The organism is Streptomyces platensis, assembly GCF_008704855.1.
Lineage (GTDB): Bacteria > Actinomycetota > Actinomycetes > Streptomycetales > Streptomycetaceae > Streptomyces > Streptomyces platensis.
Genome location: NZ_CP023691.1, coordinates 6,907,633 through 6,923,750, shown reverse-complemented (window position 1 = coordinate 6,923,750; position 16,118 = coordinate 6,907,633). Strand labels below are relative to the sequence as shown.

General features: G+C 72.4%; 11 protein-coding genes and 1 pseudogene. 4 read left to right on the top strand and 8 right to left on the bottom strand.

The genetic code is table 11. The features are described from left to right. The first annotated feature begins 254 nt into the window (after positions 1-254). On the top strand, positions 255-3,389 hold the full coding sequence (locus CP981_RS30515; RefSeq protein ID WP_085923886.1) for an alpha-mannosidase: 3,135 nt from the start codon (positions 255-257) through the stop codon (positions 3,387-3,389). Between the two features lie 390 nt (positions 3,390-3,779). On the opposite strand, the pseudogene CP981_RS38900 reads toward CP981_RS30515, so the two are convergent. Next, a pseudogene (locus CP981_RS38900) lies at positions 3,780-4,016 on the bottom strand (chaplin); the annotation flags it as partial. Between the two features lie 266 nt (positions 4,017-4,282). Between CP981_RS38900 and CP981_RS30505 the strand changes: the two are divergent. Continuing rightward, positions 4,283-5,371: a M20 family metallopeptidase gene (locus CP981_RS30505; RefSeq protein WP_085923884.1), complete on the top strand. Its 1,089-nt coding sequence runs from the start codon at positions 4,283-4,285 to the stop codon at positions 5,369-5,371. Between the two features lie 40 nt (positions 5,372-5,411). Here CP981_RS30505 and CP981_RS30500 read toward each other — a convergent pair whose 3' ends face one another. Then, positions 5,412-5,807 (bottom strand): nuclear transport factor 2 family protein, encoded by a 396-nt coding sequence (locus CP981_RS30500; protein WP_085923883.1) that lies wholly within the window; start codon positions 5,805-5,807, stop codon positions 5,412-5,414. Positions 5,808-5,904: 97 nt separating this feature from the next. On the opposite strand from CP981_RS30500, the gene CP981_RS30495 reads away from it, so the two are divergent. Further along, on the top strand, positions 5,905-6,348 hold the full coding sequence (locus CP981_RS30495) for a MarR family winged helix-turn-helix transcriptional regulator (protein WP_085923882.1): 444 nt from the start codon (positions 5,905-5,907) through the stop codon (positions 6,346-6,348). Positions 6,349-6,425: 77 nt separating this feature from the next. Here the strand turns inward: CP981_RS30495 and CP981_RS30490 are convergent, their stop codons facing one another. Beyond that, positions 6,426-8,168: a pyruvate dehydrogenase gene (locus CP981_RS30490; RefSeq protein ID WP_085923881.1), complete on the bottom strand. Its 1,743-nt coding sequence runs from the start codon at positions 8,166-8,168 to the stop codon at positions 6,426-6,428. A 174-nt stretch (positions 8,169-8,342) separates the two neighbouring features. Further along, positions 8,343-9,599, bottom strand: coding sequence for a protein phosphatase 2C domain-containing protein (locus CP981_RS30485; RefSeq protein ID WP_085923880.1), 1,257 nt, complete (start codon positions 9,597-9,599; stop codon positions 8,343-8,345). Positions 9,600-9,972: 373 nt separating this feature from the next. Here CP981_RS30485 and CP981_RS30480 point away from each other — a divergent pair, with 373 nt between their 5' ends. Then, positions 9,973-10,455, top strand: coding sequence for a DUF456 domain-containing protein (locus CP981_RS30480; protein WP_190838577.1), 483 nt, complete (start codon positions 9,973-9,975; stop codon positions 10,453-10,455). A 4-nt stretch (positions 10,456-10,459) separates the two neighbouring features. Here CP981_RS30480 and CP981_RS30475 read toward each other — a convergent pair whose 3' ends face one another. The 4 genes from CP981_RS30475 to CP981_RS30460 all read right to left on the bottom strand — a co-directional run bounded on the left by CP981_RS30475 (position 10,460) and on the right by CP981_RS30460 (position 15,982). Beyond that, the gene (locus CP981_RS30475) at positions 10,460-12,160 is read right to left on the bottom strand and encodes a DNA-3-methyladenine glycosylase 2 family protein (RefSeq protein ID WP_085923879.1); all 1,701 of its coding nucleotides are present in this window, start codon (positions 12,158-12,160) and stop codon (positions 10,460-10,462) included. A 118-nt stretch (positions 12,161-12,278) separates the two neighbouring features. Next, positions 12,279-13,454, bottom strand: coding sequence for a ribosome small subunit-dependent GTPase A (rsgA, locus tag CP981_RS30470; protein WP_085923878.1), 1,176 nt, complete (start codon positions 13,452-13,454; stop codon positions 12,279-12,281). A gap of 363 nt (positions 13,455-13,817) precedes the next feature. Further along, positions 13,818-14,345: a DinB family protein gene (locus tag CP981_RS30465; protein ID WP_085923877.1), complete on the bottom strand. Its 528-nt coding sequence runs from the start codon at positions 14,343-14,345 to the stop codon at positions 13,818-13,820. A gap of 113 nt (positions 14,346-14,458) precedes the next feature. Next, positions 14,459-15,982: a long-chain-fatty-acid--CoA ligase gene (locus tag CP981_RS30460; RefSeq protein ID WP_085923876.1), complete on the bottom strand. Its 1,524-nt coding sequence runs from the start codon at positions 15,980-15,982 to the stop codon at positions 14,459-14,461. Positions 15,983-16,118: the final 136 nt, after the last annotated feature.

Here is a 16,118-nt window from a genome sequence, read left to right as displayed (position 1 = left end):
CTCGGCGCTCTGCCTCGAACAGCCTCACGGTCAGCATGCCCATCCGATCTGCCGCCATGCTTCCGCGCGCCACGTCGCAGGGGCGCCGCCCGCGCGCCGGGTGGGCCGGGCCGGGCCCCAGTGGGTATGCCTGACCCCGAGCCTGTCGCGAAACCCCGGCCGCACCCGGACACGAGGGAGCACTCCCCCGGTTGCCGCCGGGGGCAGCCCGCCCGCGCCCCGGTGCGTGGGCCGTACGAGCGTGAGGAGCCGCCGTGCACGACGACCGACTGCTGGTGGAGGGGCGCCTGGAGCGGGCGCTGGGGCAGTTCATCAGGCCCGCGCAGTACGCGGCGCGGGTGCCCCTGCGGCTGGCCGTCTGGCACGCGCCCGGAGAACCGGTGCCGGTGGACGAGGCGCTGCGGGCCACGTACGAGCCGTTCACGGTGGGCGAGCCCTGGGGGCCGCCGTGGTCCACCAGCTGGTTCCGGCTGGCGGGTGAGGTGCCGCAGGAGTGGGCGGGGCGGCGGGTGGAGGCCGTCATCGATCCCGGTTTCAGCGGCGACGGGCCCGGGTTCCAGGCCGAGGGGCTGCTCTACGACGGCGACGGGGTGCCGCTCAAGGGCATCCATCCGCGCAACCGGCACTTTCCCGTCGGCGCGCCGGTCAGCGGCGGCGAGGAGGTGCGGCTGCTGCTGGAGGCCGCCGCGAATCCGGCGGTGCTGCGGGACTTCCGCCCCACCGACCTCGGCGATGTGCGGACCGCTCCGCACCGGCCGCTGTACCGCTTCGCCTCGGCGGACCTCGCGGTGCTCGACGAGACCGTCTGGCAGCTGATCCTGGACATCGAGGTGCTGTCGGAGCTGATGTACGAACTGCCCGCCGACGGCCCGCGCCGGCACGAGATCCTGCGGGCCCTGGAGGACATGCTGGACGCGCTGGATCTGCACGACGTCGGGGGCACGGCGGCCGCGGGGCGGGCCGCGCTGGCGGACGTCCTGAGCCGTCCGGCCACCGCGAGCGCCCATCGCGTCTCGGCCACCGGGCATGCCCATATCGACTCCGCCTGGCTGTGGCCGCTGCGCGAGACCGTGCGCAAGGCGTCCCGCACCTTCGCCAACGTCACCCAACTCGCCGAAGAATACCCGGAGTTGGTGTTCGCCTGCTCGCAGGCGCAGCAGTACGCCTGGGTCAAGGAGCACCAGCCGCACATCTGGGAACGCATCAAGGAGGCCGTACGGGAGGGCAACTGGGCGCCGGTCGGCTCGATGTGGGTGGAGTCCGACGCCAATATGCCCGGCGGTGAGGCGCTGGCCCGGCAGCTGGTGCACGGCAAGCGCTTCTTCCTGGAGGAGCTGGGGGTGGAGACCGAGGAGATCTGGCTGCCGGACTCGTTCGGCTACACCGCCGCCTTCCCGCAGCTGGCCCGGCTGGCCGGGGCGAAGTGGTTTCTGACGCAGAAGCTGTCGTGGAACCAGACCGACAAGATGCCGCACCACACCTTCTGGTGGGAGGGCATCGACGGCACCCGTGTCTTCACCCACTTCCCGCCGGTCGACACCTACAACTCCCGCTTCCACGCCCGTGAACTCGCGCACGCCGCCCGCAACTTCGCCGAGAAGGGCCGCGCCACCCGCTCACTGGTCCCCTTCGGCTGGGGTGACGGCGGCGGCGGACCGACCCGCGAGATGCTGGAGCGGGCCCGCCGGCTGCGGTCCCTGGAGGGTTCACCCCGGGTCGAGATCGAGCCGCCGGCCCGGTTCTTCGAGGCCGCCCATGAGGAGTACGGGGCGGCGGCGCCGGTCTGGTCGGGTGAGCTGTACCTGGAGTTCCACCGCGGTACGTACACCTCGCAGGCGAAGACCAAACAGGGCAACCGGCGCAGTGAACATCTGCTGCGCGAGGCGGAGTTGTGGGCGGCGACGGCGGCGGTACGGGCGGGCGCCGACGCGTCGTACGCCTACCCGTACGACGCCCTCGACCGCCTCTGGAAGACCGTACTGCTGCACCAGTTCCACGACATCCTGCCGGGCTCGTCCATCGCCTGGGTCCATCGCGAGGCCCGGGCCACGTATGCGGCGGTCGAGGCGGAGCTGACCGGAATCATCGAGACGGCGCTCGGGGCGCTGGAGGGTTCCGGGCCCGTGGCGGCCGACGTGCCGACGGTGTTCAACGCCTCGCCGTACGCCCGGGACGAGATCGTCGCCCTGCCGGCGTCGGGCCCGGAATCGGGCGGGCCGGCCGCCGTCGCGGTCCATGTACCCGCGCTGGGCTCGGCGCCCGTCCGCCCGCCCGGCCCGGACTCCCCCACACCACCGCCGCCGGCCGTACGGGCGGAGACCGGCGCCGAAGGCACCCTCACCCTCGACAACGGCCTGCTGCGGGTACGCGTCGATGCCGACGGCCTGCTGACCTCCGTACGCGATCTGCACGCCGGACGGGAGGTGCTGGCACCGGGCGCCCGCGGCAATCTGCTCCAGCTGCACCCCGATCACCCCACCCAGTACGACGCCTGGGACCTCGACCGGCATTACCGCCGCCGGCACACCGATCTGACCGACGCCGAGGCCGTGGAGCTGGCCACGGCCGGGCCGCTGTCCGCGACGGTCCGGGTGACCAGGGCGTTCGGTGCGTCCCGGATCACCCAGGAGCTGACGCTGCGCGCCGGCTCACACCGTCTCGACATCACCACCGACATCGACTGGCACGAATCGGAAAAGGTCCTCAAGGCCGCCTTCCCCCTGGATGTACACGCCGAACGGTCCACCTCGGAGATCCAGTTCGGCCACGTACACCGCCCCACCCACACCAACACCAGCTGGGACGCGGCCCGTTTCGAGATCTGTGCGCACCGCTGGCTGCGGGTCGCCGAGCCGGGCTACGGCGTCGCGCTGCTCAACGACTCGACCTACGGCCATGACGTGACCCGCACCCCGCACCCCGAGGGCCTGGGCACGACGGTACGGCTGACCCTGCTGCGCGCCCCGCACAGCCCCGACCCGGAGACCGATCAGGGCCCCCACCGCTTCACCTACGCATTGCTGCCGGGCGCCGGGGTCGGGGACACGGTCGCGGAGGGCCTGGCCCTCAACCTGCCCCTCAGGACGGCCGACGCGCCGCCCGTCCCCCCGCTGATCCGCGTCGACCACCCGGCCGTCACCGTCGAGTCGGTCAAGCTCGCCGAGGACCGCAGCGGCGATGTGGTGGTGCGGTTGTACGAGTCCCACGGCGGCCGTGCCACCGGCACCGTCTCCCCCGGTTTCCCCGTGGCACACGCCACCGTGACGGACCTGTTGGAGCGTCCGCTGCACGAGGAGGAGGAAGGCCCGACGTCCGATGTGACGGTCGAGCTGCGCCCGTTCCAGATCCTGACGCTCCGGCTCCGGCCGCAGCATCCGCCTGCCGGGTGAGCCCGGGCGTTCGGTCCGGCGGCGGACCGGACATGCGGGAAGGCGCCGGACAACGCGCCGGCCGGGGCCCCGTGGAACGGGACCCCGGCCGTGTGCCGGTGAGCATGCGTGAGCGTGGAGTGCCTCCACACCGCGCGGTTCGGACCCCTATCGGCGTCAGCCGGGTCCGCGGCGCGGTGCACGCACGCTTGCAACGATCAGACGATCCAAGCGAGCGGCCTAGCGCTCGACGTCGACCAGGCCGCCACCGCCGGTGTGCACGCCACCCGACGGGCGGTGGTGCTTCTTGTTGTGGTGCTTCTTGACGTGGTGCTTCTTCTTGGCGTGCTTGATGTGGTGGTGGTGCGTGACGTGGTGGTGACGGTGCACCTCCACCCGGCGCTCGATGTGACCGTTGAGGCAGGTGTTACCGAAGGCCGGGTTCAGCAGCCCCCCGATGTTGATGGTGTTGCCGCACACATTGACCGGAATGTGGATCGGGACCTGAATCGCGTTGCCCGACACCACTCCCGGCGAATTGGCTGCGCCGCCGGCCGCGTCACTGTCTGCGAACGCTGCCGACATGCCACCCAGGCAAGTACTTGCCGCGAGAGCGGCAATAGCTGTCACCCGCGTGATCCGTGACATAACAATCTCCCGATCGCTCCAAGCGGCTCACTGCCGCTTCCTGTTACTTCCCTTCGGCGCGTACGGCCCCATCCTTAGAGAGTTTGCTAACATTTCACTCTTTTCGGGGATAAGTGTGGTTTAGAGACCGCGCAATGAGGCCAAGGACGTCGGCTGAACCCTGGGCCAGATGCGAGGAGGGGGCAGCTGAGCCCGTTCCGGCACGGCGTTCGACGTACCCTTGCGGCGTGACGCCGCACAGGACCGTCGACGCAGACATCGACGCGATGATCGAGGACCTCAGGACGCTCGTCGAGGTCGAATCCCCCTCCCGCGATCTGGACGCCTTGAGGGCGTCGGCCAAGGCTGTTGCCGCTGTCATCGAGCGCCGGCTCGGCGGGCAGGCCGTCCTCGTCGAGAGCGAAGCCGGGCCGCATGTCCACTGGTCCGGCGGCGGCGATCCGACCGTCCTGATCCTCGGTCACCACGACACGGTGTTCCCGCTCGGCACGCTGGCGCGCCGGCCGTTCACGGTCGCGGACGGGCGGGCGACCGGGCCCGGCGTCTTCGACATGCTCGGCGGGCTGGTGCAGGCGATCCATGGCGTGGCGATGATCGAGGACCGGTCGGGCGTCGAGATCCTGGTGACCGCCGACGAAGAGGTCGGCTCCCACTCCTCCCGGGCTCTCATCGAGGAGCGCGCCCTCGCCTGCGGCGCCGTACTGGTGGGTGAAGGTGCCGCGGACGGCGGGGCCCTCAAGACCGGCCGTAAGGGCTGCGGCACGTTCCATGTCGCCATCACGGGCCGGGCGTCGCACGCGGGCCTGGAACCGGCGGCCGGGGTCAATGCCCTGATCGAGGCGGCACACCAGGTGCTGGATATCGCGGCGCTCGGCCGGCCCGACATCGGCACCACCGTGACCCCGACGGTCGCCGCCGCGGGAACCCTGGACAACGTCGTGCCCGCGGAGGCGGCCGTCACCGTCGATGTCCGGGTCGAATCGGCCGGGGAGAAGGAGCGAATCGAGGCCGCCTTCGCGGCACTTGCTCCGCATCTCGACGAGGCCGAGATCGCGGTGACGGGCGCCGTCGGCCGGCCGCCGATGCCCGAGTCGGCGGCGGCCGGACTTTTCGCGGTGGCGCAGCAGCTGCTCCCCGGGATCGAAGCCGTGGCCGTCGGCGGCGGAAGCGATGGCAACTTCACGGCCGCGCTGGGGGTGCCCACCCTCGATGGCCTGGGGGCGGTCGGGGGCGGTGCCCACGCCGATCACGAGTATGTGGTGATCGACGCCATGGCCGAGCGGGCGCAGCTGATCGCCGGGCTGGTGAACGCCCTTCAGCACCCGGAGCGGAACGAGACCGTCCGCGCGCGGTGAGGGAGCGGGCGAGGCCGCGGCACCGATCGCGGGCCGGAGCTCAGCGCGCGCTGCCCATATTGCGGTCGGTGTCGGCGCCCTGGAGCATCAGGGTGGTCTCCTCGATGCGGCGGAAGCGGCCGTCGGGCGCGAAGTCGGCGAACACATAGACCTCCATGCGCACGGTCGAGTCATCCTTCTTCGTGATGTGGACGGTGTGCCGGTCGGCGTACTTGCTGCCGTCGTACAGCTCCTCGTGGACCTGGACCTGGCCCCCGGCGACGAGGGTGCGCAGGTGGGTGATGTGCTCGACGAACCCGGCGCGGTCGATCCACTCGCCGTCCGTGCGCTGGCGGTACTCGGGGGCGAAGTGGCGGTCGGCGGCCTCCTGCACGGTGATGTCGCGGGCGAAGAGCAGGTCGTTCAGGGCGGCTTCGATAAAACCGGTGCGCGTCATGGGAGTCCCCTCAATCACGGAAGAAGTGCGTGCGTTACGCACGCATCTCCTGCACTGTAGCAGCAGACGCGTGCGTTGTGCACGCTATTCTGGTGAGGTGGAGAACGAGGTAGGACATGAGATCGCAGCGGCGCTGGGCATCCTGCTCAGGCGCACCACCCGCACGCAGCTGCACCAGCAGCTCACCGAGGGCATGGGCGAGGCGGTGGACGAACTGACGTACCCGGTCCTCAGCGCACTCGCCCGGACCGGGCCTCGCAGCGCGGCCGACCTGGCGCCCGACGTCGGGGTCGACCGCTCCGGCGTCACCCGGCGTGCCTCACGACTGGAGGCCGCCGGCCTCGTCCGCCGCGAGGCCGATCCCGCCGACCGGCGCGCGCAGTTGCTCGTCCTCACCACGCAGGGCCAACGCGCGGTGGCCGAGCTGCGGGAGCGGCTGGCCGCGCACATCATGGCGAGCCTGTCCTCGTGGCCGCCGGGCGAGGCCGAGGCGTTCGCCCGTCAGCTGCGCCGTTTCACCGTGGACGGCCCGTTCGGTTAGGGCTGCGGGTCCCTGCCCCGCAAACCTTGAGGGCTGTCCTGTAGTCCGTGCGCGCACCAGGAATTACCGGACGTCCCTCAAGGCCGGGGAATGTTGCGCAAGTTGGAGCGGGCCATTTGCAGCATGCGGCCGACTCCGCCGTCCAGCACCATCTTTCCGGCCGACAGGGCGAAGCCGGAGACCATCTCGGCGCTGATCTTCGGCGGCATGGAGAGGGCGTTGGGGTCGGTGACGATGTCGACCAGGGCCGGGCCCTTGTGGCGGAAGGCGTCGCGCAGGGCGCCGCGCAGCTGCTTGGGCTTCTCGACCCGGACGCCGTGCGCCCCGGCCGCGCGGGCGATGGCCGCGAAGTCCGGGTTCTGGTTGGTGGTGCCGTACGACGGCAGACCGGAGACCAGCATCTCCAGCTCCACCATGCCCAGCGACGAGTTGTTGAACAGCACCACCTTCACCGGCAGGTCGTATTGGACCAGGGTGAGGAAGTCGCCCATCAGCATCGAGAATCCGCCGTCGCCCGACATGGAGACGACCTGCCGCCGCCGGTCGATGAACTGGGCGCCGATCGCCTGCGGGAGCGCATTGGCCATCGAGCCGTGGCTGAACGAACCGATCACCCGGCGGCGGCCGTTGGGGGTGAGGTAGCGGGCGGCCCAGACGTTGCACATACCGGTGTCGACGGTGAAGACGGCGTCGTCGGCGGCCTCTTCGTCCAGGACCGAGGCGACGTACTCGGGGTGGATCGGGGTGTGCTTCTCGACCTTGCGGGTGTAGGCCTTGACCACACCTTCGAGTGCCTCGGCGTGCTTCTTCAGCATCCGGTCGAGAAACTTGCGGTTCTCCTTCGGCCGGACCTTGGGGATCAGACCGCGCAGCGTCTCGCGGACGTCGCCCCAGACGGCCAGGTCGAGCGTGGTGCGGCGGCCCAGGTGTTCGGGCCGGACATCGACCTGGACGATCTTGACGTCATCGGGCAGGAACGCGTTGTACGGGAAGTCCGTGCCGAGCAGGATCAGCAGATCGCATTCATGGGTGGCCTCGTAGGCCGCGCCGTAGCCGAGCAGGCCGCTCATGCCCACGTCGTAGGGGTTGTCGTACTGGATCCACTCCTTGCCGCGCAGCGCATGTCCGACCGGGGACTTCACCCGCTCGGCGAACTCCATCACCTCGGCGTGCGCGCCCGCCGTGCCGCTGCCGCAGAACAGCGTGACCTTGTCGGCCTCGTCGATCATCGCGGCCAGTGCGTCGAGTTCGGTGTCTCCCGGGCGGACGGACGGGCGCGCGGTGACCAGGGCGTGTTCGATGGCGCGCTCGGGGGCCTGTTCGGCGGCGACATCGCCGGGGAGGGAGACGACCGCGACGCCGCTCTGCCCGATGGCGTGCTGGATCGCGGTCTGGAGCACCCTCGGCATCTGCTGGGTGCTGGAGATCAGCTCGCTGTAGTGGCTGCACTCGACGAACAGCCGGTCGGGGTGGGTCTCCTGAAAGAAGGTGGTGCCGATCTCGCTGGAGGGGATGTGCGAGGCCAGGGCGAGGACCGGGGCCATCGAACGGTGGGCGTCGAACAGGCCGTTGATGAGGTGCAGATTGCCGGGGCCGCAGGACCCGGCGCAGGCCGCGAGGGAGCCGGTGAGCTGCGCTTCCGCCCCGGCGGCGAAGGCGGCGGTCTCCTCGTGCCGGACCTGGATCCAGTCGATCGCGGAGTTCCGGCGGATGGCGTCCACCACCGGGTTCAGGCTGTCGCCGACGACGCCGTAGAGCCGTCGCACCCCTGCCCGCACCAGGATGTCCACGAACTGCTCGGCCACGGTCTGCTTCGCCATGTCGCTGTCGCTCCTTCGACGGGTGTGCGGCGGGTGGGTGACGGCCCGCTGACGCGGTGGGCCCCGTCCCGGGAACCTCCAGGGCCTTGTCCCATGTACCCATGGGGTGCCCGGGGCCGCCTCCGCTGCGCCGCTCCTTACCCGCCCGCGCTCCGGCTCCGCGTCTGCCCGCCGCTACGCCTCCCACACCCCGACGGCCGTACGGTCCTTCGAGTGGCCCGCCACCCGAAGTTGCGCGGCGGCCAGGAAGGCCACCAGTCCCGGAGGCTCGGCGGCGGACCACTGTCCGGCCAGCCGGGCGGCGAACGCGGGCTCCTGCTGGAGCGGCTCGGCGAGGCCGGCGCTGCACAGCAGCAGAGTGTCGCCCGGACGGGCGAAGGCCGTCCGGAAGAGGAACGGTTCGGGCCGGTCCGGGCCGTCGGCCGGTGACCGGCCGGCGGCGGAACGCGGCCGTCCGCCGGTGCCGTCCGGTCCCCCGTTCACGGTCAGGTCCGGCACCGCGGGCTCCAAGTCCTCCCAGTCGCCGTCGCGGAGCCGGAAGAGGCCGCCCGCGCCGATGCCGAAGAAGACCCGGGTACGGCAGTCCGGGTCGGCGGGCAGCAGCAGACAGCGCAGCGCGGGCGGGTACCGCTCCGCTGCGGCGTCCGGCTCGCGGGGCCGGCCGCGCAGCCTGCCGTAACTGCGGTCGGTGAGCCGCTGAAGCCCGGATTTGAGGGCGCTGCGGTGGTCCGTACGGATGTCCTCCGCCAGTCGGGTGTAACTGCGGCCGACCGCGCTGCCGATCCGGGCACAGGCCTCGTGGGCGGCGCGATGGGCGCCCTCGCCGGCGGGCCGGCCGGTGGCGACGGCGACCAGGATCAGGGCGTGCCGGCCGGCCCCGAAGCGGGCGGTGAGCAGTGCGTCGCGGCGTACGTCACCGCGGTGGCGGGCGAGGTCGCCGCGCCGGGACGCGGCGAGCAGGGTCAGCGAGCCGTACCGGGCGCCGTCCAGAGCGGTGTCCGGCACCAGTTCGTCGAGGGCGGCCGGGTCGGCTGCGGGCAGGGTGCCCAGCTCGGGTTCGGACGGCGGCGGGCGGTCGGCCGGGAGCCCGGTGGGGGCTGGTGCGGGGGTGTCGCCGGGTGTCTGAGGCGCAGATGGGGCGGCCGGGCGGGCGGGGGATGCCGGGCGGGGGCCCGTGGCCTGGAGCGGGATCGGCGCCGGCGGGGAGGGCGCGGGGCGGGCCGGGGGCGGCTGGGGTGCCGGCGCCGGGCGCCGTGGTGTGGCGACCGCCCGGAGCGCCGAGGCGACCCGGTCATCGAGGGTGTCCGGGGCGTCGGACGGCCCGGCATCGCGCACCGCGGCGCGTCCCGGTGCGTCGTCGCCGCCTCCCTCGCCGTACAACTGCCGCCACCAGTCGTCCTCCTGGCCGCACCCGGCCCCCTGCTGGTTCATGCGCCGTATTGTCCCTGCGCGGCCGCCCCCTCAACAGGGCGCGAAAGAGCGTCCACCGGGCGGTCGGGCCCTGAAGGGTGACCGGTCGGGGGGCGGTGATCAGCTCATGTCATCGGAGGGGGGTGGCTGGGGCCCGGGGGTGGGCAGGGTTGCTGGGTTGCCGGGGGCCGGCCGGGTGGTGGGGGCGACGGCCGGTGCGGCTTCGGTGCGGCGGGGACGTCCCTCGCGCTCCCCGGGCCCCGTGCCCCGGCTCCCGTACTCCGCCCGCCCGCCGGGAAGCGCTTCCGGGCCGCTTCCGGCACGCTGGGCCCATGAGAGTGTGCAGCGTACGAGCCGTCACGGGGCGTGCGCCCGCCGGGAGTGAGGCCGGCGCGTGAGTGTGTGGCAGCTGGTCGCGGCCGGTCTGGTGATGCTGCTCGGGCTGCTCGGGGTGCTGGTGCCCGGCATTCCTGGGCCGCTGATCGTCTGGGCGGGCGTCATGTGGTGGACGCTGTCCGAGAAGTCCGGGCTCGCCTGGGTGGTGCTGATGTCCGCCACCGCCGTGCTGCTGCTCAATCAGGTGGTCAAGTGGCTGCTGCCGGCCCGCGATCTGCGGGCCGTGGGCACCCCGTACCGGGCGCTGTTCCTGGCGGGGGTGGCCGGCATCGTGGGCTTCTTCGTGATCCCGGTCATCGGGGGCCTGCTGGGCTCGGTCGGCGGTCTCTACCTGCTGGAACGCATCCGGCTCGGCAGCCATGGCGACGCCTGGGCCTCGACCCGTACGGCCCTGCGCGCCATCGGGCTGAGCGTGCTGGTCGAGCTGTTCGCCTGTCTGCTGGTCGTCGGCGCCTGGACCGGGGCCGTGGTGGCGGGCTGACGCGTCACCCGGCGCGGCCGGCCAGGGCGTACGGGGGTGACTCGGGCGCCGACGGCGACTCCCCCGGCCCGGACGTCTCGCGGGGCGTGGGCATCTGGCCCGGGCCCGGCCCAGGGATCTCACCCGGCCCGGCGGCCTCGCCCGGTCCAGGAACCTCACCCGGCCACGGCATCACGCCCGTCGGCAGCAGCCCCGCGCGCCAGAGATGGTGCACGGCGTAGGCACCCCAGGGCCGCCAAGCGGCCGGGCCCGCCGAACCCGGGCCCGCCGTCCCGCCGCGCTCCGTATCCGCCTCCGCCGGCCTCCCCACGTCGGGGTCGCCCAGCGCCCGCATCCTGAGGTACGCGGCGGTGCGCGGGCCGACGCCGGGCAGGGCGGCCAGGGCGCGTTCGGCGGCGCCGCGGTCCGCGCCCGCGTCCAGCGTGAGGGTGCCGTCGGCGAGTGCGGTGCACAGGGTGCGCAGCGGCTCCGCGACCTCCGCGCCGGTCAGTTCCCCGGGTGCCGGGAAGAGATGGGTGAGCCCGCCGTCCGGCACGTCCAGCGGTGTGCCGTACGTCCGCACCAGCGCGGCGGCGCGTTCCGGTGGGCCGCCCAGCACGGTCCGGACCGCCAGTTCCCCGGGGTCGGCGGCCCCGGGTGACCGCAGGCCCGGCCGCTCGGCCACCAGCGGGCCGAGCAGCGGATCGGCGCCGAGCCGTTCGGCGACCGCGTACGGGTCGGCATCCAGGTCGAACAGCCGGCGGAGGCGCTGGACGGCCGTCGACAGATCCCGCAGGTCGGTCAGCCGCAGCCGGCACTCCAGCCAGCCGCCGCCCGTACCGCGAGCCGCCGGGCACACCAGCCCCGCCGGTGGCCGACGCCGCCGGCGCGGCCCGGCGGGCTCGTCGACCTCGGCGATACCGCTGCCATGGGTGAGCCGCAGCGTACGGCGGTAGGTGCGCCCGCCGCGGGGGCCGCGGGTCTCCTCGACCCCCGGTACCGCCCGTACCTGGAGAAAGTCGAAGATCTCGGCGGCCGCGTACGGTCCGCGGTAGGCGAGCCGGAGCGGAATGCCGGTGGGTGCGGAGCGGCTTGCGGAGCCGGATTCCGGGCCGGTCGCGGCTCCGGGACCGGCCGCGGCGGTGTGGCGGGCGGCGGCACCCCCGTTCCCGGCCGCCGCCCGCAGTTCACTGGGCGTGCCCGCGTAGATCTCCCGGATCGTGTCGTTGAACTGCCGGATGCTGGCGAAACCGGCCGCGAACGCCAGCTCGGTGACCGGCAGCGCGGTGGTCTGGAGCAGCACCCGCGCGGTGTGCGCCCGGCGGGCCCGCGCCAGCGCCACCGGGCCCGCGCCCAGCTCCGCCGTCAGCTGCCGCTGCACCTGGCGCGGGCTGTAGCCCAGCCGCCGCGCCAGCCCGCCGACGCCCTCTCGGTCGACCACGCCGTCCCCGATCAGCCGCATGGCCCGGCCGACCAGGTCGGCGCGCACATTCCACTCGGCGGACCCCGGTACGGCGTCCGGCCGGCAGCGGCGGCAGGCCCGGAACCCGGCCGCCTGCGCGGCGGCGGCCGACGGGAAGAACCGCACATTCACCCGCTTGGGAGTGACCGCGGGGCAGCTCGGCCGGCAGTAGATACCGGTCGTCACCACGGCGAAGAAGAATTCCCCGTCGAACCGCGCGTCCCGGCTGGTCACCGCTTCGTACCTGGCCTCGTCGTCCCTCACGCCCCCAGTCTGCGCCGGGCCCGAGGCGCCGGGCCGGCGGAAATCGGACGTGGCGTTGGAGGTGGGGAGGGCACCCCCGGGCGGCCCCGGCCCCGGGCGGCCCTCCCCGCCTGTCATCTCAGCGCTGCGGCCCCCGCTTCCGTTCCATCAGATGCCGGCCCAGGGCCTGCTTCTGCTTCCAGTCGCGGCGGATCTCGGCGCGCAGCCGGGCGTCCGTCTTGGCCACGATGCGCTGGTTCTCGCGCTGTAGCTTCCGGTAGCTCTCCAGCCGCCGGGCGGACAACTCACCGCATTCCACGGCCTCTTGGACGGCACAGCCCGGCTCCGACCGGTGTGCGCAGTCGTGGAAGCGGCACTCCTCGGCCAGCGCCTCGACCTCCGAGAACGTCCGGGCGAGCCCGGACTCGGCATCCCACATCCCGACGCCACGGAGCCCGGGGGTGTCGATCAGTACCCCGCCGCCGGGCAGCGCCCGCAGGTCCCGGGTGGTCGTGGTGTGCCGGCCCTTGCCGTCCCGGTCCCGGATGGCCCGGACCCGTTGCAGGCGCTCCCCGAGCAGGGCGTTGGCCAGCGTGGACTTGCCCGCACCGGACTGTCCGAGCAGTACGGACGTCCTGCCCGCGAGCACGGCGGCGAGCACATCGATCCCGTCGCCGGTCTCCGAACTGACCGCCAGCACCGGCACCCCGGGCGCGGTGGCCTCGGCGTCCTCGAGGAGATGCGCCAGAGCGGCCGGGTCCCCGGCCAGGTCGGCCTTGGTCAGCACGACCACCGGCTGCGCGCCGTCCTCATCGGTCACTGCGGAGTCGTGCAACGGCCCCGTATCCCCCGCGCCGGACATCGCCAGCGCGAGGAACCGCTCGATCCGCCCGAGGTCCAACTGGTCCGCGAGCGAGACACAGATGACGATGTGGTCGATGTTGGTGGCCAGCACCTGGCCCTCGGACCGCTTCGACGAGGTCGACCGCACGAACGCCGTCCGGCGCGGCAGCAACGCCCGTACGACGCCGTCGACATGGTCGCCGCTGCGTCCGTTCTCCAGGTCGAGCACGGCCCAGTCGCCGGTGCACGGCACCCGCATCGGGTCACGGGTCGCCACCAGCGCGGTGTCGGCCAGAACGGTCCGGATGCCGTCGCCGTCCGCCACGACGGCGTCCACCCGCCCGCGGTCCACGCGGACGATACGGCCGGGCACGAGCCCCTGCCCGGCAAAGGGGGTGAAGCTCCGCGCGAATCCGTCGTCCCAGCCATAGGGGGTCAGCGGGTGCGCAGCGGAGAATTCGAGGTCGAACAACGGGATGGCCCTTCGAGAAGGAGCGGTCCCGGCTGTGCGCGCGAGAGGCGCGCGAAGAAGTGAGGTCGAGTCAGCCGGAGACCACAGGGAGGAAGTTGATGATCTTCTGGATGCGGGCAGCGCCCTGCGCAACGACAGTCATCAGTACTCACCTCCGCGTATCTCAACAGGCCACGAGGACAGCCTCGGGCCGTCCGCTCGAACGCTGCGACTGTAGACCGGCCCCGCGCGTCGGCGCCAACCATTTTTCCGGCCCGGTTTTCTGCGGTGCGCCACGGCCGCCCGGCCGGCGCGCCCGGGTAGCCATGGCAGTCATCGCACAGCGGGATCCGGCGGCCCCTCCCCCCTCGAAGCCCGCCGTCCTCAGGCGCCCGCGACGCCGTCGATGCGCTCCCGGAGCAGATCCGCATGCCCGTTGTGGCGTGCGTACTCCTCGATCATGTGGACCAGGATCCAGCGCAGGGAAACCCTCTGGTCGCCGACGAAACCGGCCTCCCGCTCCGAGAGCGTGCCCGAATCGTCGAGCGAAGCGGTGGCGATCAGCTCACGGCTCCGGGCGACCTCCGCGCGCCAGTCGGCCAGCGCCTCGTCGATGCCGCGGTCCGGGGCGAGGGTGAACCCGTCGCCCTTCTCCGCCTCGTACACCGGCGGTATGTCCTGGCCGGCGAACACCCGCTGGAACCAGTTGCGTTCGACCTCCGCCAGATGCTGGACCAGGCCCAGCAGCGTCATGGTGGACGGGGCCACCGAGGTCAGGCGGACCTGCTGGTCGTCCAGTCCCGCGCACTTCAGCGGGAGCGTGGCACGGTGAAACTCCAACCAGCTCTCCAGCATGGCGCGTTCATCGGCGTGCGGGGGCGGAACGAGCCGCCCGTCCGGTGTCATTCCCATGCTCCACAGCCTCGCACGGACCACTGACAATCGGCGTGGAGCGGCGGCACGGACGAGCGGCCCGGCGCGACGGCGGGGGCTCCTCCGGGGGTACGGCCCGGCGGCCGCCCGGGTCACCCGGCACGCAGGGCCTTCTTGAGGATCTTGCCGGTGGGACCCTTGGGCAGTTCGGCGACGATGCGGATCTCGCGGGGATATTTGTAGGCGGCCAGCCGTTCCTTGCAGTGGGCGGTGAGGTCCTCGGCGGTGGCGGTCGTGCCCCGCTTGAGGCTGACCACGGCGACGACCTCCTCGCCGAGCCGGTCGTCGGGGCGGCCGATGACCGCGGCCTCGGCGACGGCGGGGTGGGTGTGCAGGACCTCTTCGACCTCGCGCGGATAGACGTTGTAGCCGCCCCGTATGACGAGGTCCTTCTTGCGGTCGACGATGAAGAAGTAGCCGTCCTCGTCGCGGTGTCCGAGGTCTCCGGTGTGCAGCCAGCCATCGCGCAGCGTTTCGGCGGTCTCCTCGGGGCGGCGGTAGTAGCCCTTCATGACGTTGTGGCCGCGGACGAGGATCTCGCCCACATGCTCGGGTCCCGGCGGCAGTTCGTTGCCCGATGCGTCGACGACCCGGACCTCGACGCCCCAGATCGGCTTGCCGATCGAGAGCACCTTGCGCTGCTCCGCGCTGATGTTGAAGGTCGCCGTGCTGGCCGTCTCGGAAAGCCCGTAGCCCTCCAGGATCACCACACCGGGGAACTTCTCCTCGAAGGCGCGGATCACCTCGCCGGGCATCGCCGCACCGCCGGAGACCCCGACCCGCAGGGCGCCGAGGTCCCGGGTGCCGGTGTCGGCCTGCAAGAGGGCCGCATACATGGTGGGGACGCCGGCGAAGACCGTGCAGCGGTGCCGTTCGAGGGCGTCGAGGACCGCGCCGGTCTCGAACCGCGGCACCAGGGCGAGGGTGCCGCCGTGGCGTACGGCCATATTGAGGACGCTGGAGAGGCCGAAGACATGGAAGAGCGGCAGCACGGCGAGGCTGATGTCGTCGGGACGGAACCCGAACAGCTCACCGGAGACGGTGCAGTTCATATGGAGCTGGAAGTGGGTGAGCTCGGCGCCCTTGGGGCGGCCGGTGGTGCCGCTGGTGTAGAGGAGAACGGCGGTGTCGTCGGCGCTGGTGGGCGCCATCTCGCCGGTGTCGTCGGCGGCGTACAGCTCGTCGTACGGACGGGTTCCGGCGATCCGCCGGTCGCTGCCGGGCGGGTGGACGACATAGGTCCCGACGCCGCCGGCCAGCTCCGCCCCCTTGACCGCTTCGGCCGCGAAGTCCTCGTAGGCGATGAGGAGTTCGGCTTCGGAGTCCTGGAGGTGGTAAGCGATCTCGGGGGCCTTCAGGAGAGGGTTGAGCGGGACCATGACCAGTCCCGCCTTGAGGATTCCGTAGTACGTGAAGAGGAACTGCGGCACGTTGGGCAGCTGGACGGCGACCTTGGCGCCCCGCCGGAGGCCGAGCCCCCGCAGGGTGGCCGCGACCCTGCCGGACGCCTCGTCGACCCGGTCGTAGGTGACAGTCAGGTCACCTATGTGGCACAGGGGTTTGCCGGGGTGGGAAAGACGGGACTCCCGAAGGGCGGTCGCGAGATTGAAGGTCATCCGGGCTCCTGGCGTGCGGCGGCTCGTACCACGGACTGCATCGGACGCGCCGAGCATAGAGAGCGGCTGAGCATTGCTCAATAGCGCGTACGCAGAATGCCGCGGCAGCGCCACGGGCCGATCGGCCGAGCACCTG

Excerpts from the sequence above, each read along its gene's own strand:
- CP981_RS30505 (WP_085923884.1), top strand. The coding sequence starts at position 4,283 with ATGATCGAGGACCTCAGGACGCTCGTCGAGGTCGAATCCCCCTCCCGC.
- CP981_RS30500 (WP_085923883.1), bottom strand. The coding sequence starts at position 5,807 with ATGACGCGCACCGGTTTTATCGAAGCCGCCCTGAACGACCTGCTCTTC.
- CP981_RS30490 (WP_085923881.1), bottom strand. The coding sequence starts at position 8,168 with ATGGCGAAGCAGACCGTGGCCGAGCAGTTCGTGGACATCCTGGTGCGG.
- CP981_RS30485 (WP_085923880.1), bottom strand. The coding sequence starts at position 9,599 with ATGAACCAGCAGGGGGCCGGGTGCGGCCAGGAGGACGACTGGTGGCGG.
- CP981_RS30465 (WP_085923877.1), bottom strand. The coding sequence starts at position 14,345 with ATGGGAATGACACCGGACGGGCGGCTCGTTCCGCCCCCGCACGCCGAT.
- CP981_RS30460 (WP_085923876.1), bottom strand. The coding sequence starts at position 15,982 with ATGACCTTCAATCTCGCGACCGCCCTTCGGGAGTCCCGTCTTTCCCAC.